This is a genomic window from Pseudarthrobacter sp. NCCP-2145, assembly GCF_023708005.1.
Lineage (GTDB): Bacteria > Actinomycetota > Actinomycetes > Actinomycetales > Micrococcaceae > Arthrobacter > Arthrobacter oxydans.
The window spans coordinates 140,289-161,478 of the sequence record NZ_BRCG01000010.1 but is presented as its reverse complement, the minus strand read 5'-3'; the positions used below and the strand labels follow the sequence as shown (position 1 = coordinate 161,478).

Genomic DNA, 21,190 nt, shown 5'->3' with positions numbered 1-21,190 from the left:
CACCAGCCCGGCGGCACCCGCCCCCGCAACCCTGCGCTTCGGCGTCGGGACTCCCGGCGGCCCGCTCGCAGCGGCCGAACTGAACGAGGTCACCGCCCTGGCAGGCGAGGCGCCGTCCATCATCCTGTCCTACAAGGACTTCAACCAGGCTCCCCCCATCACCGAACTGGAGGCGGTCCGTACCCGCGGCGCCCTCACCCTGCTGACCTGGGAGCCCTGGGCGTGGGGCGGCGGAACAGCGCAGCCTGCGTACGCCCTGGACCGGATCACCGCCGGGGACTTCGATCCCTACCTGCGCCAGTGGGGCCAGGCGCTGGCCGGCTGGGGCCACCCGGTGATGCTGCGGTTCGGGCACGAAATGAACGGCAACTGGTACCCGTGGTCGGAGCAGGTCAACGGCAACGGTTCCGGGGACTACGTGGCGGCGTGGCAGCACGTGCACGGCGTGGTGACGGCGGGGGGCCACCAATATCACCTGGGTGTGGAACCCCAACGTGCCGTACTGGGGGTCGGTGCCACTGGCCGGCCTGTACCCCGGCGCAGGGTACGTGGACGCGGTGGCGCTGGACGGCTACAACTGGGGTACCTCCGCCTCATGGAGCTCGTGGGTGTCCCCGTCCCAGCTCTTCGGCGACGGCCTCTCCCAGCTCCGTGCCCTGGCCCCCGGCAAGCAGATCCTGATCGCCGAAACATCCTCGGCGGAGCAGGGCGGCTCCAAAGCAGACTGGATCACCGCCCTGGTCAGCTACCTTTCCGCCCAGCCGGACATCACCGCCCTGACCTGGTTCCATTACAACAAGGAGACCGACTGGCGGATCAACAGCAGCACGCCGTCCGCCGACGCCTTCAAACAGGCACTGGCTGCCCGCCGGTAAGGCAAAAGCAAGTGGTCCCCCCGCCGTGCCGGAAAAGTAGAGTACCGGCTACTCGTGCCCTCCGCGGGCTGTACTCGTAGATTCGGGTAAAGCCCGCGCGGGTGCGGGACGGGACCGATGCTTACGGGGGACGAAGCGTGGCAGTACAACCGGCGGACAGAACCATGCGGACAGAACGCCCGGGGTTCCTGCTGGACCTCATCACGGGTGCGGACACTGACCTGGGTTCGGTGCAGCGGCTGGCGGAGGCCGGCGCGCTGGCCCTCGCAGGGTCCGCGGACTGCGCTGCCCTGCTGATCCGGCCCGGCGGCCCGCCCGTCATTGCCGGCAACAGCATTGCCGCCGAGGCCCTGGCCACCTCTGAGGACCGGAACGGCGACGGGCCCCTGACCCACGCCGTCAGCACATCCGAGCTGGTGAAGGTGGACCGCACCACCTCAACCAGGTGGCAGGCATACCGACGGCGGCTCTCGGCTTCCGGATTCGGCGCGGCGCTGGCTCTTCCGCTGGACCTGGAGGACCGCACGTCCTGCGCGCTGCTGTTCCTTGTCCGCGGCACCACCGGGCTGACACCGGACCTGGTGGCCGAGGCCCGGTGGTTCGCGGAAGTGGCGGCCCAGAGCATGAAGCTGGCGCTCGAGGTGCGCAGCGTCCGGTCCGCCGGGGACAACCTGAAGACCGTCCTGGAGAGCCGCACCTCCATCGATGTGGCGTGCGGCGTGATCATGGCCCAGAACAGCTGCACGTATGCCGAGGCGTTCAGCAGGCTGGCGGGCGCCTCACGCCAGCGGAACCTGAAAGTACGCAGCGTTGCCGAGAATGTGGTGAAGTCACTGGCCGCCGGGTCACCGGCAGCCCGGCCCGATCCGCCGGCTCCGGCGTAGCCTACCCCGCAGGCGCGCTGTCCGGTGAGAACGTGTGGGCCCACTGGGTGGTGGCCCCGGCCGCCAGCGAGTACTTGGGCAGGGCACGCGCGGAAACAGTGACGGTGCCGGAGCCCGGATACTCGCCGGCTTTCACCACTGCCCCGTCCCGCACGTATTCCACGCCCTTGGAGGCCGGAACGGTGAAGGTGTCCTTCCTGGTGCCGTCCTTGTCCGTGAACGTCACCGCTTTGGGCAGCACAACGCCGGCCGGCAAATCTTCAGTGGAGAGGTCCAGGGCCTCGGCGGCGTCCACCAGTCCATGGCCGCAGCCTTCGGGGCAGCCACCGGCCAGGGGCCGGGCCGTGGCTTCGAGCCGCTTTTCCACCATCTCGGGCGTGTAGCTGCTGCCCACCTCGGACATCAGCAGGGCGGCGATCCCGGAAACGTGGGGGGCGGCCATGGACGTGCCCTGCATAAAGGCGTAGGCCTCGGGCCCGGGAGTCGTGGCGCCAAAGTTGGAGGTGGAGAGGATGCCTTCAGTGAACTGGCTGGTGATGTCACCGCCCGGAGCCGTCACGTCGACGTCGTCCCCGTAGTTGGAGTAGGAGGCACGGGCGCCGGTGCGTCCGGAGGCAGCCACTGTAATGACCTTCTTGCAGTTCGCCGGACTCATGCCGGAAGCCGGGCGGTTCGAGTTACCGGCGGCCACCACCACGGCTGCGCCAGCCTCATGGGCGAGGTTGATGGCGTTCTGCAGCATGGGTGAGCAGGGGCCGTCGCCGCCCACGCTGAGGTTGATCACGCGGGCGGGGTTGGGGTTGACCGGCAGGCCGGGCACCTGGCCGCCGGCGGCCCAGATGATGGAATCGGCCACGTCCGACTCGTAGCCGCCGCAGGCCCCGAGGGCGCGGACGGGAAGCAGCCGGGCTTCGGGCGCAACCCCTGCGACGCCGTCGTTGTTGTTGGCCACCGCGGCGATCGTCCCCGCCACGTGGGTCCCGTGCCAAGAGGACATGCCGCTTTCCCCGCCAACGCCGCACAGCTCCCCGGCGAACCAGTCGCCCTCGTCCTGCGGGTTGGCGTCACGCCCGTCACCGTCCCGCGCGTTGGGGGCGTCAACGATCATGTCGTAGCCGGGCAGCACCCGGGAATTCAGTTCGGAGTGGCTGGTGATTCCGGTGTCCACGACTGCCACTACTGTCCCCTCGCCGCGGTTCACGTCCCAGGCACCGGGGAGCCGGATGCCGGCGGCTTCGTCCCAGAGGTTCCACTGCACCGCGTACCCGGGGTCGTTGGGGGCCTCGGCAGTGGGGTACATGATGATGTCCGGCTCGGCATAGGCCACCCCCGGGGACGACCGCAGTGCCGCCAGGAAGGCCTCGGCCTCAGCGCCAGGGAGGGGGCGGCTGGTTTTCACCACCTGCGCACCGGCGGACATGCCCTTGACGTTTTGGGCGGCGACGCCCATCCGGCCCGCGGCCATCCGCGCGGCCTCTGAGGTTGCCGCGGCCTCGGACCCGATGCCGGGACCGCCCTGGATCCCCACAATGAACTGGTCCGTGGCGGGGGACGCAGCGGGCGCCGCCCGAGTCGGGGTTGGCCGGATGCTGTCCAGTTCGCCGTCGGCCTGGGCAGGGAGTGCCAGGGCGGTGTTGGCCAGGACAGCAGCCACAGCGATGGCGACGGCGGTGCGGGGGCTTGAGCGGTGGGTCATTGGCGGGCATCCTTCAAGGACAGGCGCCTAGCGCTGGGTGCCGGCGCGCGGACAGACTCACCCCCGCCCCGATTCTAGCCACAAGCATGGGAGGGAAGAAGGGGCAGCGGCAAATATTCAGGACGCCTGCAGTCGGGCTGTTGATGACCCGGCGGGATGTCCTCCGGCGACGCCGGCGGCGCCCGCCATTTCCACGGGTCCGCACGGGTGCCGTAACCTTGAAGGGATTCCTGCTTCGCTGGCGGACACACACCTGGGAGGGTTCTGTCCGGGCACCAGGGCAGGCATCCGTTTCCCATCGGTCTCACATAAGGCGCAGTCGTGAACACTACTTCTCCCCAGGGGAGCACCCTTGGCCCGCTCGAGGACCTGGGCTGGACCGCTCTTTCCATCAGCGTGGCCCTGGTCCTGCTGCCCGCGATCGGCCTGAAGGCACTGGGCCAGTCCTTCTTCCCGAAGACTCCCAAAGCTGAAGAACGCCACTACCTGATCCAGTAATGCCCCGCCAGCACGCCAGCAGCACCAGACATTTTGCGGCGCTCTCCGCCGCGGCGGCCGCGCTGCTTGCCCTTGCAGGCTGCGCTCCCGCCTCGAGTCCGGCACCGGAGACAGACGGCACTGCGACTGGCACTGGCAGCGCCCACAGTACGCTTCCCGGTTCCCACGTGCACGGCATCGCCGTCAGCGGCGAAACCAGCCAGGTGCTCCTGGCCACGCACGACGGCCTTTTCGACGTCACCACCGCCCCGGCCGCCAAAATCGGCGGAACCAACGACCTCATGGGCTTCACCCCCGGCCCCTCCGACGGCGTCTTCTACGCCTCCGGCCACCCCGGCCCGGGCTCGGACCTGCCCAACCCGCTGGGCCTGCTGAGATCGTCCGACGGCGGCAAGACCTGGGAGCAGCTCTCACGGCAGGGCGAATCCGACTTCCACGCGCTGACCGCCACCCAGGCGGGAATCGTGGCCTTCGACGGCTCCTTGCGGACCAGCCCGGACGGCAAGGCCTGGAACACGGTCGCCGCAGATTTCGCCCCGGCCGTCCTCGCCGGCCACCCGGACAGCACCACCGTCCTGGCCACCACCCAGGACGGCATCCAGCGCTCAACGGACTCCGGCAGTACCTGGACGCCGCTGGAGAACGGCCCGGTGATCCAGTTCGCGGCGTTCGCCCACCCCGCGGAAGCCGTGGGTGTAGAACCGGACGGCACTGTCCACTACTCCCCCGACGCCGGCCAAACGTGGACTGAACAGGGCCGCATCGACGCCGAAGTCATGGCAATCGCCGCCCTCAAGGGCGAGGACGGCCGGCCCTGGATCTGGGCCGCCACGGCGGACGGGGTCATGGTGTCCACGGACGGTGGCATGACTTTCCGGCCCGCAGACGCGGACTGAGCAAACGCGGACTGAGCAGACGCCTGCGGCCTTCCGCCTAGTGGCGCGCCCTGAACCGGATCAGTCCCGCCGCCAGGAGGCCCACTCCGCCAAGAGAGGCCAGCATCCCGCCAAGGGCTGCAACGTATTCGGTGATGGTCATTGTCTCCACTCCCCTTCCCTACTGCCTGGGTGCCAAAACTACGCCCGGAGGCTCAGGATTGGGCGAAGGATCGCCCGCGTGTTTGGTCAAGATCTGTGCAGTTCCCTGCCACGGACACCCGGCGGAATGCACGACGGCGGGGCGCGCCGCCGTCGTACCTCTCACCTGATGTTCACCTGCCGTTGGCTTTCGCTTGATATGCAGGACGCGTGGCCTCCTCCCTTCCGTCCCGTCCCCGCTGTGAAGCCGTCCGCGCCCACGCTGGGTGACCTCGGTTTCGAGGCGGTGGTCCTGAGCGGCAACACGCCGTCGGGAGAGATCGAGGCGCTGTTCCGGGAGGACCGCGGGCTCCGGGCCGTGGTGGTCGAGGTCCGGGGGAACCTCATCCTGCTGACGCGGGACCAGCTTGACCACCAGATGACCGGGCGGCTGGGCTACGGGCGGGCGCTGAGCGCCCGCATGACGGCGGAGGCGCTGGTGCCCTGCACCACGTTCAGCCTGCCGCCGTCCCTGGACCTCCGGGCGGCCGCCGCCGCGCTGCTGGACCGGCCTGAGGAAAGCAGGTACCAGGATGTGCTCGTCGTTCCCGCCTCGGGCACCCCGCGCGTGGTGCCCGTCTCGCAGGTCCTGGAGGGCCTTTCGGATGAGTTCCGGCATGCCGCGCTCCATGATCCGCTGACCGGCCTGGCCAACAGGCTGGGGCTGGAAGAGTCCGGACAGGCCCTGCTGGCCGGCTCCGGCTCTGCCCGGACGGCGGCGCTCTACGTGGACCTGGACGATTTCAAGGTCGTCAACAACACGTTCGGGCACAGGGCCGGTGACAGTGTGCTCACCGCCTTCGCGGCACGGCTTCAGGCGTGCACCCGTCCGGCGGACAGGGTGGCCCGGCTGGGCGGGGACGAGTTCGCCGTGCTGCTGGCCGACGTCGATGAAACCGGCGCCCGTGCCCTCGCGAACCGGATTCTCCGTGTCCTGGATGAGCCGTTCGTCCATGACGGCCACGCACTCCAGGTCTCCGCCACGCTGGGGCTGGCCATGGCCGGCGACGTCGCGGCAGGCGATTCTGGGGCAGGCGATTCTGGGGCTCGCAGCAGCGGGGAAGGTCAGGTGGGGGCCGGCGGCGACCCCGGGGCACAGCTCGAAGACCTGCTGCGCCAGGCGGACGCGGCGATGCTGCAGGCCAAACACGAAGGCAGGCGCAGGCTGGGCCGCATCGACCCCTCCCGGCCGGAAAGCCGCTTCGCCCGCCAGGCCCTCATCCGCCGTCGGCTGCCACACGCCCTCGGCAGTGCAGCGTTCAGCCTCCACTACCAGCCGCTGATGGACATTTCCACCGGAGAATGCCGTGCTGTGGAGGCGCTGCTGCGCTGGCACGACCCTGAACTGGGCGCCGTCTCCCCCACCGAGTTCATCCATGTGGCCGAGCACACCGGCATGATCCACGCGGTGGGCCAGTGGGTCATCGACCAGGCCTGCGCGCAGGCCCGGCTTTGGGCGGACGCCGGAACGCCGCGGGCCATTTCGGTGAATATTTCGCCGCTGCAGCTGGCCGCCGGGAACCTGGCCACGGTCATCCACGGATCCCTGCAACGGCACGGGGTGCCGCCTTCGCTGTTGAACGTCGAGCTCACGGAGAGCGCCGCCATCGTGGATCTTTCGTCCGCGGCGGCCCAGCTGCGCACGCTGATCCGGGCGGGCATCGGGGTGGCCCTGGACGACTACGGGACGGCTTATTCGTCCCTCTCACTGCTCAGGGAGCTTCCCCTCACCGGGCTGAAGCTGGACAAGTCGTTCATCGACACCATCGATACCGATCCCACCTCGGCCGCTCTGGTGGCCAGTGTCATGGCGTCCGCCAGGGCCCTGGGCCTCCGCACCACCGCCGAGGGCGTGGAGCGGGAAACGCAGCTGGCAGTCCTGCGCGGGCTGGGCTGCGACACCGCCCAGGGGTACCTCATCGCGCGGCCGCTGCCCCCGGCTGAGCTCGATATGCTCAGCCGGCGGCGAGTGCCATGATGCCGGCGGCCAGGCTCGTGAACGCTCAAGGCCCCTTTACCGGGGCTGTACTGGCGGTTTGAACCGGGAGGGAAGGGCTGCCACATGGTCAATGGTGGTATCCAGGACGCGCGAGACACAGCACTGTGAGCAGTAGACGGCCACGGCAAACGAGCCCGCTTTCCCCCCAACGCCAGGGAACTCGACCATCAGATGCAGGTCGGTATCGCACGTTGCGCACCAGGGGCGCTTTCCGCGCGGCTGGTGGACATGCCGGGGCACATAACTGGTGGCGGTGGGTGAGGTCACAGCCTCAGGCCGCGGCATGCGAACTGGCGTCCCTGGGCAAACGGTAGAGGGTGCTGCTGCCATGATGGCTCTTCTCAACGAGGTGCAAACAAAAAGGAATCGGGACAATCGTGCGCAGCACCGGCAAGGTGAAGCGCCCGGGTCCTGGGATGGTGTGAGCGGCCATGGCGGCCCTGCAAACACTGATCCCTCTACTGAAACCATGCTGACAATTTCTCTACACTGTAGACTTTATGCGTAGACTAGATAATAAGCAAGCTGAGGAATCGTCCATCCAGGGACCGCCCGGCGCCGATGGAAGGGATTTATCATGGCCGACAGTGCCGGCAGTCAAGCGGGTTCCCGGAAAGCGCCCCTGAGCAGGGAGCTTGTCCTCTCCACCGCCCTTGCACTGGTTGACGCTGAAGGACTCGATGCCCTGACCATGCGGCGCCTGGGTCAGGAGCTGGACCGGGACCCCATGAGCCTGTACCGCTACGCGGCCAACCGCGCAGCCCTGCTGGACGGTGTTTCCGAACTGGTCCTGGATGAGCTGGCGATCTTCCCCGACGATCCCGACTGGCAGTCGCAGCTCCGCAAGATCGCCCATGACCTGCGGCTGCTGGCGCTGCGGCACCCCAACGTGGTGCCGCTGCTGGTCACCCGGCCGCTTTCCACTCCCTTGGGGCTGCGCCCGCTGGGAACCCTCCGCCCGCTGGAGCAGATCCTCGCCCTGCTGATCGAGGCCGGCTTCACTCCGGCTGTGGCCCTGCACGTCTACCGCGCCTACTACGGCTTCCTGTACGGCCATATCCTGAACGAGCTCCAGGAGTACATCGTTGACCCGGACGAGAATGAGGCCATCCTCCGCCTTGGCCTGCACCGCCTGCCGGCGAAAAGCTTTCCGCACCTCCGGGCGCTCGGCCCCGTCCTGGCGGACTACGACGGCGAGGCCGAGCTGGACCAGGGGCTCGCCATCCTGCTCTCCGGACTGGCCGGCCAGCTCTCCGCGGGGCAAAGGGAAAGCCCCTCCTAGGAGGGGCCTTCAACGTAGTGGTCAATTGTCTTTCGGTCTAGGTCAGCGGTGATGCACTCCCCCTTCCCGGACGCCCCCTGGCGCCCATCCGGACTATGACAAGAACTGACTTTAGTAACTGGATTCCGTCACGTAAAGGGGTCCGGGCCAAGTAAATTCTCCAACCCGTCCACCCCTCCTGTCATGCCTGGTCAGCGGCGGGCACGCGGCCGGCGGCCACAAGTTCACGCCCTCGTTCCGCGGTGGGTTCGCCGGTGCGTTCCGCGGAGTGTCCGGGAGAACAAGGCACGACGGCGGGCTCCAGCCTTGCGTTGGCCCAGCGGCGGACGGGCGTTTCCACCAGGCGGTGGGACGCGCAGGTTAGCAGCACGGTCAGGGCCGCGGCCAGCGCCACCCGGAGCCACAGCGAGGGAACCAGCGGCATCAGCAGCAGGTACACCGGCAGGTGCCAGAGGTAGATGGCGTAGGACAGGTCCCGCCCCGGCCCGGCAAGCCACGGGTGGCTGAGCACCCGGCCCGCAAACCCGGCCGGCTGCAGGACGAGCGATCCGATCAGCACCGCGGACAGCAGGGACAGCACCGTAGGCCCGGCGGTCCAGAAGGCGCTGAACCAGAGGCCGGGGGTGTCCGGCTCCTTCAGCAGGAACACGGCGGCCAGGAGGGCGGTTCCGGCAAGCGGCCCGGCCCAGCGCGCTGCGTTCCGGAGGGATTCGTGGGACCGGGATCCGTGGGTGACGGTGGTGAAGACGAGGGCAAGGGTGCACCCGATCAGCAGCTCGTCGGCCCGGGTGTCCGGGCCGTTGTAGAGGCGGTTCAGCGGAGCCCCGAGCAGCACCAGGACGAACCGTTCCAGCAGGAATGCCGCGGCCAGCCCGGCCGTGATCCGGGCGACCGTCCGCACCTTCCAGAACCGCAGCAGCACCAGCAGGAGCAGCGGCCACACCAGGTAGAACTGCTCCTCCACGGCGAGGGTCCAGGCGGGGCCGAGGGTTTCGCCGGCGATGGACTCGCTGAACAGCCCGATCCGCGCCAGGTTCATCACGTAGCCGACGGCCGGGAGGACATAGCTTTCCTGGCCGGCCCACTTGGACGCCGGGAACACCAGTCCCACTGTCACGATCACGCCGCACAGCGCCAGCAGCGCGGGCCACAGCCTGGCCAGCCGCTTGGCGTAGAAGATGCCCAGCCGCAGCCGGCCCGTGGCCAGGTACTCCTTCATGATCAGCAGGGTGATCACAAAGCCGCTGAGGGTGAAGAACACGTCCACGCCGATGGATCCGCCCGGGACCAGCTCGGTGACGGTATGGAAGAAGAAGACCCCCGCCACGGCGATGGTCCGGAGCCCGTCCAGGGCGTGCTTCCGCCCGGAGATGAGCCCGCCGCCTGGCGCGGCCGGGCGTTCCGGAGCTGACAAATTTCCACTGCTTGACCTAAAAACCACCCGTCCAGCATATATAACGTTTCGGTAACTGCGCTGGGCGGAAGCTGGACGCAGGCTCCATGCACCCACGGCAAACATGTACGACGGCGGCGCGTGCCGCCGTCGTACGCCTCACCTGTGGCGAGTGGCCGGAGCCAGTTACCGGTTGACATACTCCCCGTCGCAGGCGGCCCTTTCGGCGGCACTGCCGAGCACGTAGATGTCATGGTTGTCCCCCGGGACGCCCTGATGGACCAGCACGTGGAGGGGATGGGTGCGGCCGTCCGTTTGCGGGATATCAACGGGAACATCATCGTGGCCGGAACGCCACCTTCAGTCAATGGGCAGCCGCGGCATCATCCGAGGTCAGCGGCCCCGGGCGCCATCAGGAGTGCGCCCCGCCAGATGGCAAGGCCGCCAGCCTAGCGGCGGGTGATGCGTTCCACCATCTCGTGGGCGATGGCGTAGACCTTCCTGTTTGTATCCTGGCTTTGCTGGCTCATCAGTTCGTAGGCCTCGTCGGCGGTGATGCCCAGGCGTCCCATCAGGATTCCCGTGGCCTGTTCGATGACGGCCCGGTTGAGAGCGGACGCAGCCACGGCCTCGGTTGCGAGCTGGTGGCGGTCGGAATGGATGGACTGGGTGAGGTCAACCACCACGCCCCACACGCCCACAGGCGCACCACCCTCGAGGATGTAGTCCGCGGAGAAAAGCAGCTTGTGCTGGCGGTCCTTGCGGTCGCGGACGGACACATAGATGGACGACGGTCCGCCGACCGCTGCAACCCGGTCCCAGTAGGCCTGGACCGCGGGCCGGTCTTCAGGCTCGATGTGGGCGAAAGCCATGTCCATGGAAGGGACAACGTCGCCGCGTTCGTATCCATAGATGCGGTACAGGCCTTCCGACCAGTGGAAGATGCCCTCTGCGAAGTAGTACTCGACAAGCCCCGTGGGACAGTCCAGATAGTCATCGTGGGGGGATTCTTGCCGACGAAAGTGCGCGGGAATTATTGCTGGATGTCACTGCGGGCCATTCGGTGTGCTCTGTCCTGGCTTCCCCGGCCCGGATTCTTTACGGATGAGAACATCCTAAACGAGGGAACACTCCGCCCCGGCAGCCGCAGCATCATCCGAGGTCAGCCGCTGGTCCGCGCAGAACCCGCCTACCGCGTCAGGGCGAAGGCGGCCACCGCCAGGACCACCAGGACGAAGAACACGAGGACAGCCAGCCGCCGGCTGCCCTTCGCGGGCCCCGGTCCTCTTCTGCGGCCATGCTTCCGGCCCATTGCATCTGCCATGCGCCGACTCTACGGAGCCCCGTACGCAGGCGCCCGCGTATTCCCTACTTGTCCCCTGAGAGTCCACTACTGGCTTTCGCGGGCCGGCACCAAGGCCGCCTGCGGATACCCGCAGACTTCCAATGAGTGGTTTCCCTCGGCGACCGGCGTTCGTATGATTCATCCATGCACGTCCGGCTCAGGAACGTACAGGTGGTAGCCCAGCTCTCCTTCCAGCAGGAACGGTGATGATGCTCAAGAAGACCGAAACGCAGGCACTCACGGACGTGGTGGACCGGCTCGCCGCGCACTTCCCGGGCCAGCCGCGCTCCGTCATCGAGGACGTGGTTGCCCACGAACACAGCCTTTTTGATGAAGGCCGCGTGCGGGACTACATCCCCATCCTGGTTGAACGCGCCGCGAAGCTCCGGCTGGCCCGCCAGCACCTTCTGGTCCCCGGCACCGTGGGTGCAGTAACGGCGCAGTAACGCGCAGCGGGGTCCACTGGGTCTGCCGGTACAGCTTTCGAGGGAGCGGAGCGCAGACATGGGATGGAGCGGCTGGTTCAATCTGGGTGGCCCTGCGGGCGGGTTCAACGGGGGCCCTGCCACCATCTCCCGCAACAAGGACGTCTGCAACGTCTACGTCCGCGGGAACGACAACGCCCTGTGGCAGCGTGCCTGGTTTTCCAACAGCTGGCACCCCTGGGGCCGGCACAACGACGGCGGCGTCCTGGCTTCGCGGCCTGCGCTGGGTTCCATGGGCCCGGACCATGAGCACGTCTTCGTGCGCGGCACGGACAACAACGTCTGGCAGAAGTACTGGACGCGGACCGGCGGCTGGAGCGGCTGGTTCAACATCGGCGCCCCGGCCGGCGGCTTCAGCGGCGGCCCGGCCACCATCTCCCGGAACAAGGACGTCTGCAACGTGTACGTCCGCGGGAACGACGGCGCCCTGTGGCAGCGCGCCTGGTTCGCCAACAGCTGGCACCCCTGGGCGCGGCACAACGACGGCGGCGTCCTCGCTTCGGAGCCCGCGCTGGGTTCCATGGGCCCGGACCATGAACACATCTTCGTCCGGGGAACGGACAACAACGTCTGGCAGAAGTACTGGACAGCGGCCGGCGGGTGGAAGGGCTGGTTCAACATCGGTGCCCCGGCCGGCGGCTTCAGCGGAGGGCCTGCCACGATCTCCCGGAACAAGGACGTCTGCAACGTCTACGTCCGCGGGAACGACGGCGCCCTCTGGCAGCGCGCCTGGTACAACAACAGCTGGCACCCCTGGGGCCGGCACAACGACGGCGGCGTCCTGGCTTCGGAGCCCGCGCTTGGGTCCATGGGACCAAACCATGAACACGTCTTCGTACGCGGGACGGACAGCAACGTCTGGCAGAAGTACTGGGTCCACGAGGTGGAACCGGCCGGCGAGGTGTCCTTCGGGGTAAGCGAATGCGTCTACAGCTGGACGGCGGGCTACCACCAGTCCGGAACCCGGGTCACGGTGCGGATCCAGCTGAACCCGGACGCGGGCATCAGCACCGCCACGATGGACAGCCTGAGGACCACCTGGCGGAACGGCATCATCAACAAATGGTCGGACCGGTTCAGCTGCCAGGCCCCCAACGGCGGCCGCCAGTCCATCACCTTCGACGTCCAGTGGGTCAGTTCAGGAGCCCACCACGTGGTCCGCGTCCAGCCGGGGCCTGCCCGGTCCAACATGCGGCTGTGGGACACCAGCGACACCGGCGATGTTGCCTCCCACGAGTTCGGGCACATGCTGGGGCATCCGGACGAATACGCGGACGCCGCCTGCCCCGCCAGGAGCCCCGTGGACACGGGCACCGTCATGGCGGACAACACCGAGACGGTGGCCCGCCACTACAACCGGATCACCGGTTTCCACGGTTCCGGCCACAATCCCGCTGCCGGTGCATCGGAGCCGCCCGAGGTCCCCGAGGAGGGCGCCATGACGCTGAAGAACATCGACAAACTCAGGCCGGAACCGCGCGCCGCCGTCCTGCAGCGGCTGCGCGGCATGGCCGGCGTCGGTGCGGCGCCGGAACGTGCGGCGGACACCGAAGTCTCGTTCGAGGTCAGCGGCGGCGCGCCGGGTGAACGCTACGTGTACCGGCTGGCCGTCCACGGGGACGGGGCCGCCCAGCGGAGCGTGGTGGACGAGCTGCAGCACGCCGGGGATGACGAAACCTCCCACGCCGTGGACCGGCAGCTGGCGGGCCGGGTGTTCCAGGCCGCCGCGGACGCGGGCCTGCTCAATGACAGCGCCCCGGCGGTGCCCCAGCAGCAGGTGGACGGCGAGGTCCTGCCGGACAGCATGGTTGCTGTCATCACCGTCCGCGACGGCGACGCCGTCCGCCGGGTCGCCGTCCCTGCGGACGAGCCCGCCTACGCCGGGGCAAGCCTCCCCGGCGAGCCCGCGGACATCCCCCTGCGGACCCAGGTCCAGCTGCCGGCCGACTCGGTCACGGCGCTGCGCCCGGTCCTGGAGGCGCTGGGGGCGGTTGAAGCGGCGCTGTAGGGGGTGCGGGCGCGTACAAGGGAATACGGACGACGGCGGCGCGGGGCCGCCGTCGTCCGGCTGGGCTGAAGGATCAGCGCGCTTTTAGGCGAGCAGGGCGCAGATGTCCGTTACCTCTCCGGTTCCGCTGAACACCCTCTCTTCAGATCCATCTTCTTTGAGGGCAAAGGTGAAGTTGCCTTCGAGCAGGAAGATTCCCGGTTTCTCTGATTTTGCTTCCCGTGCATTGAGCACAACATTCAGTCCGGTCACCTTTACTTCCGTGGTGCCATCAGCCTGCAGTTCGGCATGGGTGCTGCCCGTGATGAGGAAGGTTGCTTCCTCCCCCGTCTTGAGGTTGGTAATGGTTACTTCCTGGCCAGGAGAGGCAATAAACACCCGGTCGCCGGGAAGCTCAATGAGTTTTGATTTACCAGTGACCACAAGCTTTACCGGGTAGCTGCAGAGCTGCTTCGGCTTGAACGTTATATCCAGGAGGACATCCTCGCTGGGTGGAGCAGCAACCGCGGGTGTGGCGCCGGCGAAGAAGGCCAAAAACAGGGCGCACAAAACCATCAGTTTCTTCATCAGAAACTCCATTCACGAATTGATGTGGGCGCGCAGGGGCACAAATAGTCAATGGGCCTGCGCGCTGTGGAACTTGCTAAATACTCGGCATTGAATGTTCAGCAGTCGGCATCATTACCGCGTTAGGTAAATCGGCAGACGGACTGCGGGCCGGGCCGTCAAACGCCCGTTTCTCCCGCATCATTTCTCACTTGGCAGTAAGTTCGGCTTCCGTATCGGCTAGTTTGCGATCACCGGATGGGAGGATACTAGTCCCCCAATTTCGCGCCTGGGAAGCACTAATTGTGAAGTAGGGGGCCCGCGCATTAAGTGAGTGTGCCGCCTCCGATAAGCAGTAACGGCGCAGTAACGCGCGTCTGGTCAACTCGATCCTGTGTTCCCTCGCATGTGAGGACGGGGTAATGAAACAGGGGTGGAGTTCCCTCCGGGTGGCTGACCTGGCGCTGGACGTTCCCAGCGCGCTGGCCCCCTCGCCTGAGCACGGCATCGAAGGCAGCGCCGCTGTCCTGGAGGGTGCCGGCATCCGCCTGACCGTTGATGCGAGCCTCTTCGCCGACCCCCTTACCCGCTATGCAGCCAAGCCGGGCTACGAACACTGGCGGGAAGCCGTGGGCAGCCTCATCGCTGACTTCGTCGTGTTCGAGGAGGGCGGCACCCGCACGGTTGCCGCCACCATTCCCGGCCGCGCCACCGCCGTCGTCCATCTGCCCGCCGGCGCCCAACGGGACGTCGCCCTGCAGATCCTGCGAAGCATCAGAACAGATCAAGGAGAATCCAATGCCTGAAGAGCAGTACCGCGGGGCCTTGTACCTCGCCGCCGTCGAAAACACGGCCCCCGGCGAGCGCCATGCCGGCTTCAGCAAGGTGCAGGCGTACCTCGAGCGGTTCGGCTACCTGGGCCCGGCCACGCCCAGGGAACCCGGCGTCCTGGACCACCCCACCGAGGGGGCCCTCCGGAGTTTCCAGGAGTTCTTCCACCTGCCGGTCACGGGCGTTTTCGACGACGCCACCCGCGAAGCCATGATGCGGCCGCGCTGCGGGCTTCCCGATGTGCGGCCGGGCGAACTCGCCTTCTCCACCACGTGCGCGTGGGCGGACCGGACCCTGACGTACGCGTTCGACACCGGCACGGACGACGTCGCCGGGAACGCCGAGTTCGACGCCATCCGGCGCGCCATCCAGACCTGGCAGGCCGTGGGCGGGCTGACGTTCACCGAGGTGGCCGTGGGCTCCAGCCCGGACATCCGCATCGGGTGGCGCCCTGCCGCGGACCCGGACCACTCCATGGTGGGCGGCGTCCTGGCCCACGCCGACTTCCCGCCGGGCTGCAGCGTCATCACCACCACGCTGCCCAAACCGGTCCACTTCGATGACAGCGAGCATGTGTGGAGCGTCGGCGCCGTGGCCAGCGCTTTCGATATCGAGACGGTGGCACTTCACGAGTTCGGCCACATTGTGGGGCTCGCGCATACCAGCGTGGCGAACGCCGTGATGGCCCCCACCGTCTCCGCCAACTTCACCAAGCGCGCCCTCACCCAGGACGACATTGACGGTTTCCGGGCCCTGTACCCGGCTGCCCCTGCCGCCTGGTCCGGCTGGAACTCCCTGGGCGGCATCATTACCTCGGACGTGACCGTGGCCAACAACAAGGACGGCCGGATGGAGGCCTTCGCCCGGGGAACCGACGGCGCCGTGTGGCACCGCTGGCAGACCACCCCCAGCGGCGACTGGTCCGGCTGGAACTCCCTGGGCGGGGTGATCACCTCCGAGATAGCCGCAGCCAACAACCAGGACGGCCGGCTGGAGATCTTTGCCCGGGGCACGGACAACGCCCTCTGGCACCGATGGCAAACCACCCCCAACGGCAACTGGGCCGGCTGGAACTCCCTGGGCGGCGGCATCACGGGACCCGCGGCGGTGGGGCGTAATGCGGACGGACGGCTTGAAGTCTTCGCCCGCGGCAACGACGGCGCCGTGTGGCACCGCTGGCAGACCGCCCCGAACGGCAACTGGGCCGGCTGGCGCTCCCTGGGCGGGGTGATCACCTCCGAGATCGCAGTGGGCAGGAACGCGGACGGCCGGCTGGAGATTTTCGCCAGGGGCACGGACAACGCCCTCTGGCACAAATGGCAGACCGCGCCCAACGGCAACTGGTCCGACTGGCGCTCCCTGGGCGGCATCCTCACATCCAACATCACCGTGGGCACCAACGCCGACGGCCGCCTGGAGGTCTTTGTCCGCGGCACGGACAACGCCCTCTGGCACAAATGGCAGACCGCACCCAACAGCGGCTGGTCCGACTGGCGGTCCCTGGGCGGGCTGCTGACGTCGGACATCGCTGCGGGCAGGAACGCGAGCGGCCGCCTGGAGGTCTTCGTGCGGGGCACGGACAACGCCCTCTGGCACAAATGGCAGACCGCACCCAACAGCGGCTGGTCCGACTGGCACTCCCTGGGCGGCATCCTCACATCCAACATCACCGTGGGCACCAACGCCGACGGCCGCCTGGAGGTTTTCGTCCGCGGCACGGACAACGCCCTCTGGCACAAGTGGCAGACCAGGCCGTTCCTGACCGAGGAGTCCACCGGGGCATCAGGCGCCGCGTCCATGACCGGGGAGGGCGGCGGGGACACGGCCAGCGCCCTGGAACAAACGGTGGAGATGCCGGCCGGCACCATGGAGGAGAGCGTCACCACCAACGGCCATCAGCAGCCCGCGGGCATGCCGGGCGGGAGCATGGACGGCGGCACAAAGGAGCCGGCGGGCGGCCGCGGCGGCACCGTCAAGGAGCAGGGGAAGATGCCGGCGGGAAGCATGGACGCCTGACCAGCTGCAGGACTGAAGCGTACGACGGCGGCGCGCGGCCGCCGTCGTACGTCACCAGGGAACTACCCGTCGAACCGGGCGCTGGTGCTTTCCTGCGGCACAACCACGTGCACGGCGTTGCGCTCGATGGTGAAGTCGGCGGGCGTGGCGGTGGCGATTTCGCCGTCGAGGTTCACCGGCATCAGCGGCTCGGTGACCAGGCGGACGCGCTGGCAGGTCAGGTGGTGCACGCCGTCGCGCTCCACGAAGCTGCCGTTCTTGAGCATCCGGGCAATCCTGATGTGCTCCCGGAGCGGCGCCCCCGGGATGGCGTAGACGTCCAAGAGGTGGTCGTCGATGCCGGCCGTGGGCGAGACCGCGTTGCCGCCGCCGTAGTGCCGGCCGTTGCCGACCGCCACCTGCAGCAGGTTCTCAAGCTCCAGCGTTTCATGGTCCCCGTCCGGGAACTCGAGGCGGGCCCGGAACGGCTGGTGCCGGGCATAGGCGCGGACGGCGGCAACACCGTAGGCCACCGGGCCGAGGTACCGCTTGAGGCGGGGGCTGAGGGTTTCGGTGACACCCACCGAGAGGCCCACGGAGGCAACGTTCAGGAACGGGTGGCCGTTGACCCGCCCCATGTCGATGTCCACCACTTTCCCGCCCGCCAGGGCAGCGCACGCTCCGGGCAGATCGGCCGGGATTTCGAGGGTGCGGGCAAGGTCGTTGGCCGTCCCCAGCGGCAGGACTCCCAGCACAATCCCCGTCCCGGCGAGCCGGCCGGCGGCGAAGGACACCGTCCCGTCACCGCCGCCAACAACCACGAGGTCGTGCCCCTCGGCAACCACCCGGTCCAGGGTTCCGTCCAGCTCGGTGCCGGACAGGACCTGGTGGACAGCTGAGATGCGCAGGCCCGCGCTGCGCAGCATGTCCACCGCCGGCGCCGGCCCCGCCGATCCCAGGCGCGCCCCGGCGTTGATCACCACGGCAGCGGACTTCGCCTCCTGGGCAAGCATCATGGGGAACATCCTAGGCCGGGCGGGCTGGGAAAGCCCTGAGTGGTAGCCCCAGCCCAGTCGGGGCGGGAAGGTGCGCCGTGCGAGACAGGAGGCGTACGACGGCGGTGCGCGGCCGCCGTCGTACTGGCCAGGCGGGGTGCCGCGCATGTTTGGCGCCGCGTATGTTTGCTGCCGCGCAGTCAGGAACCGTTGGTGTAGACGTCGCTGCCAAAGCGGTTCAGCCCCGGGGCGGCGGCGTAGCCGAGGTGGGGCAGGCCGAAGATGTCCTCGATGCTGCCCAGCAGGCTGTAGTGGTTATAGGCACGCTCTGATGTGCTGCCGGCTTTGACCTGTGGGGACAGGACCAGCGCACCCACGCGGCCCCCACCGGCGCCTCCGGGCTGCGGGGAGGCGGCGCTTTCCTTACCTTTGGCCTCGTCGAAGGTGATGACCAGGACCCCGTCCTTCTGGAACGCGGCGGAGGCCAGGATGTCCGGGACGTGCTTCTTGAGCCACGCGTCGGCCCTGGGCAGGCCGCCCTTGGAGCCGTCGTGGCAGGGGTCGTCGTGGCCGTCGTTGCACAGGTTGGGGCTGATGTAGGACAGGTTGGGCGTGGTGTCCAGGGAGGTAAGGTCAGCGGCCAGGTTGCTGAAGTCCACCACGTTCTCCTGGCATTCGGGCGAGGACGTGATGGAGGTGAAGTACACAAACGGATTGTGCCGGGTGGCGTACTGGGTCTCGGCGCTGGCGTTCTGGTTGGGGTCCTTCCCGCCGATCTCCGGGTGGCGGCACGGTGTTCCCATGTCCTCCATGTAGCCCTTCCAGGACTTGCCTGCCTGGCTGAGCTGGCCGGCCAGGGTGGGGACCGAATCGGGGTAGACGCAGCCGCTGCCCTGCACCTGGCCCGGGGCGGCCGTCCCGGTGGCGGTGAAGGCCTCGTAGGTGTGGCAGTCGCTGCTGGTCGCCGGGTTGGGGCCCTGCCCGGAGAGCTGCGCGATGTAGTTGGGCAGCGATGAGTGGCCGATCGCGTAGTACTCCGTCAGCAGCACGCCCTGTTTCCGCAGGGTCTTGGCGAGGTACGGGGCGGGCGAATCCGGGCCCCACACCTTGTCGTACGACTTGTTCTCGAGGTTGATCACAAACACGTGGCCCAGTTTTCCGTCCGCGCCCCCGGAGGACGGTGGACCAGGCGCCGGGCTTGGCGCGGTTTGGCACCCGGCAAGGACAGCTGCCGCAATGCAGGCCAGCGCGATTGACCCACGCCGGCGTGTGCCGGACGATTTCCGGGGATTGTCAGCCGCCATCAAGTCCTGCCTCCCGGGAGGACGGCCGCAGTACCATCCACCTGGGGAATATCCTGCCACGCCGGCGTATCCAACGTATGGGCCCAAAGCCCCACTCCGCCTACCGTGTCAGGGCGAATGCGGCGATGACGAGGCCGACCGCCAGGACAAGGTTGACGATCACGTACGGTTGGATGCCGCGTTTGGGCTCCTTGGCCATTCTGCGGCGGCCGTGCTTGCGGTTGATAACTTCTGCCATGCATCGAACCTAGGCAACCGCGGGTGCTAAGGGCCCGAGTAATCGCTACTCGTTTTACTAATCCCCACCACTGGGGCGCCGGTTCCACGCCGTCCTCAGCGCAGCAGCACTCATTGCTTCCAGGGGGCCAGATTCCTATGGTGTTCCCATGGCCTTCAATCAAGTTCAGAGCGATTACGATCAGCTCCAGGGCCTCCTGGCCACGTTCGAGGACCTCAGGAGTTTCCTCAACCGTTTGACCGCCCTCGGGGCCGAGGTGATGACGGAGGCGGCGGGGGCAAAAGTTGAGTGTGCCGTCACGTTGCGGCGGCAAAAGCGTCCGGTCACGATTGCCGGCAGCAGCGAGGTTGCTGTGCGCCTGGACGAGATTGAGCAGGCTGTTGGCGGCGGGCCGTGTACCGAGGCCCTGAAGACCGGCAGGCCGGTGCTGCTGGCGGACGTCTCTACCGATTCCCGCTGGCCCAAGTACAGCCGGGCGCTGGCCGCGGCCGGATGCGGCAGTTGCCTCGGTGTTCCGCTGGATCCCGGAGAAAACGCGGCAGCGGCGCTGAACCTCTTTGCCTCCCCCGCCGCGCCGCTCACCGAGCCGATGATCGCCAGGGCCACAGCCTTCGCCGAATCGGCGGGCCAGGCGATGGCCCTGGCGGTCAGGATTGCAGCCAAGGATGAACTCACCAAAGACTTGCGGGCTGCCATGGAGAAGCGGACCATCATCGACCTGGCCGCGGGCATCATCATGGGACAAAACCGGTGCACGCAGGATGAGGCCATGAAGATCCTGATGGCGGTTTCCAGCAACCGCAACCAGAAACTGGCTGCGGTTGCCGAAGAAGTGGTGGCGGGCGTCTCAGGGAGCCGGGACGTGCGCACGCACTTCGACGACTGAGTCCGGCTCCCGTACTACTGCTCCCGGCGGGTTTCCTGCAGGCGTTTGATGAACCAGCGGGACTGTTCCGGCCCGTACGGCAGGACGGGGATGGCCTTAGTGGCGTCATCCGGGGTGTCCCGGATGGACTGGCGTGCCTGGCGGACCGCGGTGCTCAGAGTGTTGGCCATCGTCTTGACGAACTGGTCGCTGCAGGGCTTGCCATGTCCGGGAATCAGGAACTCGTAGCGGTGGCGCAGCGCTGAGATGTGCCGGAGGGCATCCGCCCACTCTTCAGGGTAGGAGTCCTCGAAGGACGGGTGGGCGCCCTGCTCCACGAGGTCGCCCACGAACAGGGTGGTGGGGGTGCCCACCACCAGGTCGCCGTCGGTGTGGCCGCGGCCCAGGTAGAACAGGGTGGCGGTCAGCCCGCCCAGGTCCACCAGCACCGGCTGGTCCTTGACGATGGCGTTGGGGACCACGAGTTCCACGTTCTGGCCCTCGCCGGTGGACATTTCCGGCTCGAGGGTTCCCACGAAACGGCGCTGGAGGTCCCCGCGCTCCTCGATTTCGGTGGCGCAGTTCTGGTGCGCCCAGAACTCGGTGACCCCGGCTTCGGCGAACACCGCGTTGCCGAAGAAGTGGTCGTAATGGGCGTGGGTGTTCACCACCACGAGCGGCAGCTGGGTCTTTTCCCGTACTGCGTCCAGGATCTCCCGTCCCTGCCGGGGGCCGCAGCCGGTATCAATCACCATGGCCCGCTCGGACCCCACCACCAGTCCCGTGTTCAGAAGCGATCCTTCGGTGACCAGCACATAGTTGTCCGCGCCGACTTCGAGCCATTCCGACATTGTTTCTCCGTACCTCCGGCAAAG

General features: G+C 67.9%; 19 protein-coding genes and 1 pseudogene. 11 read left to right on the top strand and 9 right to left on the bottom strand.

Annotation, left to right across the window (positions count from 1 at the left end; all coding sequences use genetic code 11):
- Both NFU08_RS10965 and NFU08_RS10960 read left to right on the top strand, forming a co-directional pair.
- Positions 1-875, top strand: a pseudogene (locus NFU08_RS10965) (glycoside hydrolase family 26 protein); the annotation flags it as partial.
- A gap of 164 nt (positions 876-1,039) precedes the next feature.
- Complete coding sequence (locus NFU08_RS10960) at positions 1,040-1,759, top strand: ANTAR domain-containing protein (RefSeq protein WP_251423154.1); 720 nt, start codon at positions 1,040-1,042, stop codon at positions 1,757-1,759.
- Between the two features lies 1 nt (position 1,760).
- On the opposite strand, the gene NFU08_RS10955 is transcribed toward NFU08_RS10960, so the two are convergent.
- Positions 1,761-3,455, bottom strand: coding sequence for a S8 family peptidase (locus NFU08_RS10955; RefSeq protein WP_251423152.1), 1,695 nt, complete (start codon positions 3,453-3,455; stop codon positions 1,761-1,763).
- A gap of 321 nt (positions 3,456-3,776) precedes the next feature.
- Here NFU08_RS10955 and NFU08_RS10950 point away from each other — a divergent pair, with 321 nt between their 5' ends.
- From NFU08_RS10950 to NFU08_RS10935, 4 genes are all read left to right on the top strand, one after another.
- A complete protein-coding gene (locus NFU08_RS10950; RefSeq protein ID WP_174180624.1) occupies positions 3,777-3,953 on the top strand; it encodes a hypothetical protein in 177 nt (58 codons plus the stop codon).
- Positions 3,953-4,849, top strand: a complete 897-nt coding sequence (locus NFU08_RS10945; RefSeq protein ID WP_251423148.1) for a F510_1955 family glycosylhydrolase — start codon at positions 3,953-3,955, stop codon at positions 4,847-4,849. Before NFU08_RS10950 ends, NFU08_RS10945 begins: the two co-directional genes overlap by 1 nt.
- Before the next feature lie 382 nt (positions 4,850-5,231).
- The gene (locus NFU08_RS10940; protein WP_251423145.1) at positions 5,232-7,007 is read left to right on the top strand and encodes a bifunctional diguanylate cyclase/phosphodiesterase; all 1,776 of its coding nucleotides are present in this window, start codon (positions 5,232-5,234) and stop codon (positions 7,005-7,007) included.
- Positions 7,008-7,605: 598 nt separating this feature from the next.
- Positions 7,606-8,310, top strand: coding sequence for a TetR/AcrR family transcriptional regulator C-terminal domain-containing protein (locus tag NFU08_RS10935; RefSeq protein ID WP_251423142.1), 705 nt, complete (start codon positions 7,606-7,608; stop codon positions 8,308-8,310).
- Positions 8,311-8,491: 181 nt separating this feature from the next.
- On the opposite strand, the gene NFU08_RS10930 is transcribed toward NFU08_RS10935, so the two are convergent.
- The 3 genes from NFU08_RS10930 to NFU08_RS20855 all read right to left on the bottom strand — a co-directional run bounded on the left by NFU08_RS10930 (position 8,492) and on the right by NFU08_RS20855 (position 11,027).
- On the bottom strand, positions 8,492-9,724 hold the full coding sequence (locus NFU08_RS10930; protein ID WP_251423139.1) for an acyltransferase: 1,233 nt from the start codon (positions 9,722-9,724) through the stop codon (positions 8,492-8,494).
- A gap of 428 nt (positions 9,725-10,152) precedes the next feature.
- Positions 10,153-10,647: an ANTAR domain-containing protein gene (locus tag NFU08_RS10925; RefSeq protein WP_397425647.1), complete on the bottom strand. Its 495-nt coding sequence runs from the start codon at positions 10,645-10,647 to the stop codon at positions 10,153-10,155.
- Positions 10,648-10,892: 245 nt separating this feature from the next.
- A complete protein-coding gene (locus tag NFU08_RS20855) occupies positions 10,893-11,027 on the bottom strand; it encodes a hypothetical protein (RefSeq protein WP_285835590.1) in 135 nt (44 codons plus the stop codon).
- A 227-nt stretch (positions 11,028-11,254) separates the two neighbouring features.
- Between NFU08_RS20855 and NFU08_RS10920 the strand changes: the two genes are divergently transcribed.
- Positions 11,255-11,494: a three-helix bundle dimerization domain-containing protein gene (locus tag NFU08_RS10920; RefSeq protein WP_251423136.1), complete on the top strand. Its 240-nt coding sequence runs from the start codon at positions 11,255-11,257 to the stop codon at positions 11,492-11,494.
- A gap of 58 nt (positions 11,495-11,552) precedes the next feature.
- Positions 11,553-13,541: a hypothetical protein gene (locus NFU08_RS10915; RefSeq protein ID WP_251423133.1), complete on the top strand. Its 1,989-nt coding sequence runs from the start codon at positions 11,553-11,555 to the stop codon at positions 13,539-13,541.
- An 84-nt stretch (positions 13,542-13,625) separates the two neighbouring features.
- On the opposite strand, the gene NFU08_RS10910 is transcribed toward NFU08_RS10915, so the two are convergent.
- Positions 13,626-14,108, bottom strand: a complete 483-nt coding sequence (locus NFU08_RS10910; RefSeq protein ID WP_251423130.1) for a hypothetical protein — start codon at positions 14,106-14,108, stop codon at positions 13,626-13,628.
- Positions 14,109-14,509: 401 nt separating this feature from the next.
- Here NFU08_RS10910 and NFU08_RS10905 point away from each other — a divergent pair, with 401 nt between their 5' ends.
- Positions 14,510-14,893 (top strand): hypothetical protein, encoded by a 384-nt coding sequence (locus tag NFU08_RS10905; protein ID WP_251423127.1) that lies wholly within the window; start codon positions 14,510-14,512, stop codon positions 14,891-14,893.
- Positions 14,886-16,934, top strand: coding sequence for a matrixin family metalloprotease (locus tag NFU08_RS10900; protein ID WP_251423124.1), 2,049 nt, complete (start codon positions 14,886-14,888; stop codon positions 16,932-16,934). The genes NFU08_RS10905 and NFU08_RS10900 overlap by 8 nt, the downstream gene beginning before the upstream one ends.
- A 62-nt stretch (positions 16,935-16,996) precedes the next feature.
- Here NFU08_RS10900 and NFU08_RS10895 read toward each other — a convergent pair whose 3' ends face one another.
- The 3 genes from NFU08_RS10895 to NFU08_RS10885 form a co-directional block, all read right to left on the bottom strand.
- A complete protein-coding gene (locus tag NFU08_RS10895; protein WP_397425645.1) occupies positions 16,997-17,938 on the bottom strand; it encodes a lipid kinase in 942 nt (313 codons plus the stop codon).
- 170 nt (positions 17,939-18,108) lie between these two features.
- Entirely contained in the window at positions 18,109-19,053 is a 945-nt protein-coding gene (locus tag NFU08_RS10890) for an alkaline phosphatase family protein (protein ID WP_251423118.1), read from the bottom strand.
- Between the two features lie 259 nt (positions 19,054-19,312).
- The gene (locus NFU08_RS10885; protein ID WP_251423115.1) at positions 19,313-19,450 is read right to left on the bottom strand and encodes a hypothetical protein; all 138 of its coding nucleotides are present in this window, start codon (positions 19,448-19,450) and stop codon (positions 19,313-19,315) included.
- 148 nt (positions 19,451-19,598) lie between these two features.
- Between NFU08_RS10885 and NFU08_RS10880 the strand changes: the two genes are divergently transcribed.
- The gene (locus NFU08_RS10880; protein ID WP_251423112.1) at positions 19,599-20,336 is read left to right on the top strand and encodes a GAF and ANTAR domain-containing protein; all 738 of its coding nucleotides are present in this window, start codon (positions 19,599-19,601) and stop codon (positions 20,334-20,336) included.
- Between the two features lie 14 nt (positions 20,337-20,350).
- Here the strand turns inward: NFU08_RS10880 and NFU08_RS10875 are convergent, their stop codons facing one another.
- Entirely contained in the window at positions 20,351-21,166 is an 816-nt protein-coding gene (locus NFU08_RS10875; protein WP_174180655.1) for an MBL fold metallo-hydrolase, read from the bottom strand.
- Between the last annotated feature and the right edge of the window lie 24 nt (positions 21,167-21,190).